The organism is Hydrogenophaga sp. (genome assembly GCF_031426985.1).
GTDB lineage: Bacteria > Pseudomonadota > Gammaproteobacteria > Burkholderiales > Burkholderiaceae_C > Hydrogenophaga.
In genome coordinates this window covers 1-4,266 of the sequence record NZ_JASJOY010000189.1, presented here as the reverse complement: position 1 = coordinate 4,266, position 4,266 = coordinate 1, and the positions used below count along the sequence as shown (strand labels likewise).

Sequence of the window (4,266 nt, the reverse complement as noted above, 5' to 3'; positions counted from 1 at the left end):
CCTTGCTGCGGTCCTTGAGGGTGAGGAAGCCGTCGGCGTCGAGCGCGCCCATGTCACCGGTCCAGAGCCAGCCGTCGCGGATGGCGGCGGCCGTGGCTTCGGGGTTCTGCCAGTAGCCGCTCATGACGCTGTCGCCCTGGATCAGCACTTCGCCCACCTCGCCCATGGGCAGCGCCTGCCCATCTGGCCCCGCGACGCGGATGCGCACGGGGGTCTGCGCCACGCCGACGGAGGCGATGCGTTCTTCGTGCCGCGGGTGCGCGGTGTCGGCCAGGTGGGCGCGGCCGAGGGCGGTGCCGGTCATGGGGCTTTCGCCCTGGCCGTAGATCTGCACGAAGCGCGGCCCCATGCACTGCAGCGCGCGGCGGATGTCGGCGGCGTACATGGGCGCGCCGCCGTAGACGATGGTCTTGAAGCTCTGGCCGCACTGCTCGGGCGTGAGGCCCTGCGCCTCGGCTTCGTCCACGATGCGTTTGACGATGGTCGGGGCCGCGAACAGCGAAAGCGGGCCGAGCTGGCGGCCGAGGTCGAACAGCTCGGCCGCGTCGAACCCGCCCAAGGCGGGCACCACGTGCCGCGCGCCGGCCATGAGGTGCGGGATGGCGTAGAGCCCCGCCCCGTGCGACATGGGCGCAGCGTAGGCGATGGCGTCTTGCGGATCGACGGGATCGACGTCGATGAAGTAGCCCATGCCCATGGTCAGCAGGTTGCGGTGCGTGATCATCACGCCCTTGGGCCGGCCGGTGGTGCCGCTGGTGTAGAACAGCCAGGCGATGTCGTCGGGGGCGCGGTCTTCGATCTCTTTCAGACCCTCGCCTTCGTTGATCCACGCGTCGCAGGCAGCGCTGTCCACGTCCATCACGCCGTCCAGCCCTGACAGCTCGGCCGGGTCGGCCGGGTCGGCCGGGTCGGGCACGATGTCCGACGTGACGAAGGCCCAGCGCGCGCCCGCGTTCTCCACGATCCACTGCACTTCTTTGAGGTGCAGCTTGGCGTTGACCGGCACCACCACCAGCCCGGCCCACCAGGCGCCGAACAGCAGTTCCAGGTAGCGCGGGTGGTTGCGCATGAACAGAACAACACGGTCGCCCGGTTGCAGGCCGGCTGACCGCAGGCGGGCGCCCACGCGGGCCGCGCGCTGCGCCCATTGCGCATGGGTGGCCACGGCCTGGGTACCGCTGAAGAGCGCGGGCCGATCGGGGTGTTCCAGCGCCTGGCGCTGCAGCAGATGGACGAGGTTCATGGCGGGGCCTGTGCGGGGTGGGTGGGCGGACTGCTGTGCCCATTGTCGGGGCGGCGCGCAAGGGCGATGCGCGGCGTCAGGCAGCCGGAGGGCCTGCGCCCTTACAGTGGATCGCATGAGCGACACCCTGCCCCCGCTGATCACCGCGCTGCTGGACCCGGCCCGCTACCCCCACCGCGTGCAGCAGGTGGCGCTGGTGCAGACCCACGGCGCCTGGGTGCTGCTGGCGGGCGACTTTGCCTACAAGATCAAAAAGCCGGTGCGGTTCCCGTTCATGGACTTCGGCAGCCTGGGCGCGCGGCGCCACGCCTGCGAGACCGAAATCCGCGTGAACCGGCGTTTTCAGCAACACGACCGCCCGGCCACGCAGCTGTACCGGGGGGTGCTGCCCATCGTGGGCACGCCGGACGACCCGCGCTGGGGCGCCGCCGGCGGCAACGACGACCGGCAGGCGATCGAGTTCGCGGTGCAGATGCGCCGTTTTGACGAGGCCACGCGGCTGGACCACGTGTGCGCGCGCGGCGCGCTGACGGCCGAGCACATCACCGCGCTGGCGCGGCGCATGGCGCGCTTTCAGGCGCGGGCCGCGGTGGCCGGGGCCGACCAGCCCTGGGGCCACCCGGCGGCCGCCATGCGCTGGCCGCGCGAGAACTTCAGCACCCTGCGCACCGCGCTGCGCGAGCCGGCCGATGCGGCGCAGGTGCGCGCGCTGAGCGAGTGGACCGAGCAGCGCTTCGTGGCGATCGAGCCGCTGCTGGCGCGGCGGCGCCAGAAGGGCCGCGTGCGCGAGGGGCACGGCGACCTGCACCTGGCCAACCTGATGCTGGTCCCTGCCGAGGACGGGCACCCGGACGAGGTGCTGCCGTTCGACGCCATCGAATTCAACGACGAGCTGCGCTGGATCGACGTGGCCAGCGACATGGCCTTTGCCTGGATGGACCTGCTGGACCACGGCCAGCCGGGGCTGGCGAACGGGCTGCTGAGCGCGTGGCTGGACGCCAGCGGTGACGTGTCGGCGCCCAGCGTGTGGAGCTTTTTTGCCAGCTACCGGGCGGGGGTGCGGGCCAAGGTGGCGGCGCTGCGCGCGGGGCAGCAGGCGGGCACGCCCGAGGCGGACGCCAGCCTGGCCGAGGCCCGGCGCTACCTGGCGCTGGCGCAGGCCATCGCGCGCCCGCCGGCAGCGCAGCTGGTCATCACGCACGGGCTGTCGGGCAGCGGCAAGACCTGGGCGTCGGGCCGCTGGTTGCAGGCCGAGGCCAGCGGCCGCGCGATCCGCCTGCGCTCGGACGTGGAGCGCAAGCGCCTGCACGGCGTGAGCCCGCTGGCGGCCAGCGGGTCGGGTCTGAACGAAGGCCTGTACCGGCCGCAGGCGCACGAAGAAACCTACGCCTCGCTGCGCGCACGCGCCCGCATGCTGCTGCACGACGGCTGGACGGTGGTGGTGGACGCGGCCTTTCTGCGTGCGGCCGAGCGCCAGGCCTTTGCCGAGCTGGCGCAGGCCGAGGGCTGCCCGTTTCACATCCTGGCCTGCGAGGCCCCCAACGAGGTGCTGCGCCAGCGCATTGCCGCGCGGCAGGCGGCGGGGGGCGACGCGTCGGAAGCGACGCTGGCGGTGCTGGACCAGCAGCTGGGCTGGCTGGAGCCGCTGACCGACGCCGAGCGCGCCAGCGCGTTGGCGCCGTGAACGCGGCCACGTAAATTTCTTCAAACCCGGCTGTCGCGCTTTCACAAGCCTTTTGGCCACGGGCTGGCTACCATCGGCCGATTCCACAGAACCGGAGACCTCCCCCATGCCCGTGATCACCACCATCGAAGACCTGCGCGTCCTGGCACAGAAGCGCGTGCCGCGCATGTTCTACGACTACGCCGATTCCGGCTCGTGGACCGAGAGCACCTACCGCGCCAACAGCGACGATTTCCAGAAGATCAAGCTGCGCCAGCGGGTGGCGGTGAACATGGAGAACCGCAGCACCGCGACCAAGATGGTCGGGCAGGCCGTGAAGATGCCGGTCTGCATCGCACCCGTGGGCCTGACCGGCATGCAGAGCGCCGACGGCGAGATCAAGGCGGCGAAGGCCTGCGAGACCTTCGGCATCCCGTTCACGCTCTCGACCATGAGCATCTGCTCGATCGAAGACGTGGCCGAGCACACCACCGCGCCGTTCTGGTTTCAGCTCTACATGATGCGCGACCGCGAGGCCATGGCCCGCATGATTGAGCGCTGCAAGGTGGCCAAGTGCAGCGCGCTGGTGCTCACGCTCGATTTGCAGGTGATCGGTCAGCGCCACAAGGATTTGAAGAACAAGATGCGCGCCTCGGTGATCCCATCGCTGGGCAACATCGTCAACATCGCGACCAAGCCGCGCTGGGTGCTGGGCATGATGGGCACGCGCCGCCACACCTTCCGCAACCTGGTCGGTCATGTGAAGGGTGTGAGCGACATGAGCTCGCTGGCCTCATGGACCAACGAGCAGTTCGACCCGACGCTGAACTGGGACGACGTGGCCTGGGTCAAGGCGCAGTGGGGCGGCAAGCTGATCCTCAAGGGCATCATGGACGTGGAAGACGCGAAGCTGGCGGTGGCCAGCGGGGCCGACGCCATCGTGGTCAGCAACCACGGCGGCCGCCAGCTCGACGGCGCGCCCAGCAGCATCGAGGCGCTGCCAGCCATCGTGGCGGCGGTGGGCGACCAGATCGAGGTCTGGATGGACGGCGGCATCCGCAGCGGGCAGGACGTGCTCAAGGCCTGGGCGCTGGGCGCGCGCGGCACCATGATCGGCCGCGCCATGGTCTACGGCCTGGGCGCCATGGGAGAAGCCGGCGTGTTGAAAGCGCTGGAGATCATCCACAAGGAGCTGGACGTGACCATGGCCTTCTGCGGCCACACCAACATCCAGAACGTGGACAAGTCCATCCTGCTGCCGGGCACCTTCCCGACCGCCTGAGCGGCGGAGCGTGGGGGCGCAGCCGATCCGGCGCCGGGCCGCCCCAAGCCGGATCAGCCCCCTTGTATGCTTTTAGCG

The 4,266-nt window shown here is 70.5% G+C and carries 3 protein-coding genes; 2 read left to right on the top strand and 1 reads right to left on the bottom strand.

Annotated elements, in window-relative coordinates:
* Positions 1-1,243, bottom strand: a 1,243-nt coding sequence (locus RMP09_RS20160) for a class I adenylate-forming enzyme family protein (protein ID WP_310567759.1), incomplete at its 3' end; no start/stop codon positions are given.
* Between the two features lie 115 nt (positions 1,244-1,358).
* Between RMP09_RS20160 and RMP09_RS20155 the strand changes: the two genes are divergently transcribed.
* Positions 1,359-2,927 carry an AAA family ATPase gene (locus RMP09_RS20155; RefSeq protein ID WP_310567758.1) on the top strand — a complete coding sequence of 523 codons (1,569 nt, stop codon included), beginning with the start codon at positions 1,359-1,361 and terminating at the stop codon, positions 2,925-2,927.
* A gap of 106 nt (positions 2,928-3,033) precedes the next feature.
* Positions 3,034-4,188, top strand: coding sequence for an alpha-hydroxy acid oxidase (locus RMP09_RS20150; protein ID WP_310567757.1), 1,155 nt, complete (start codon positions 3,034-3,036; stop codon positions 4,186-4,188).
* The last annotated feature ends 78 nt before the right edge of the window (positions 4,189-4,266 follow it).

Coding starts and splice junctions, on each gene's coding strand:
- RMP09_RS20155 (WP_310567758.1), top strand. CDS start 1,359: ATGAGCGACACCCTGCCCCCGCTGATCACCGCGCTGCTGGACCCGGCC.
- RMP09_RS20150 (WP_310567757.1), top strand. CDS start 3,034: ATGCCCGTGATCACCACCATCGAAGACCTGCGCGTCCTGGCACAGAAG.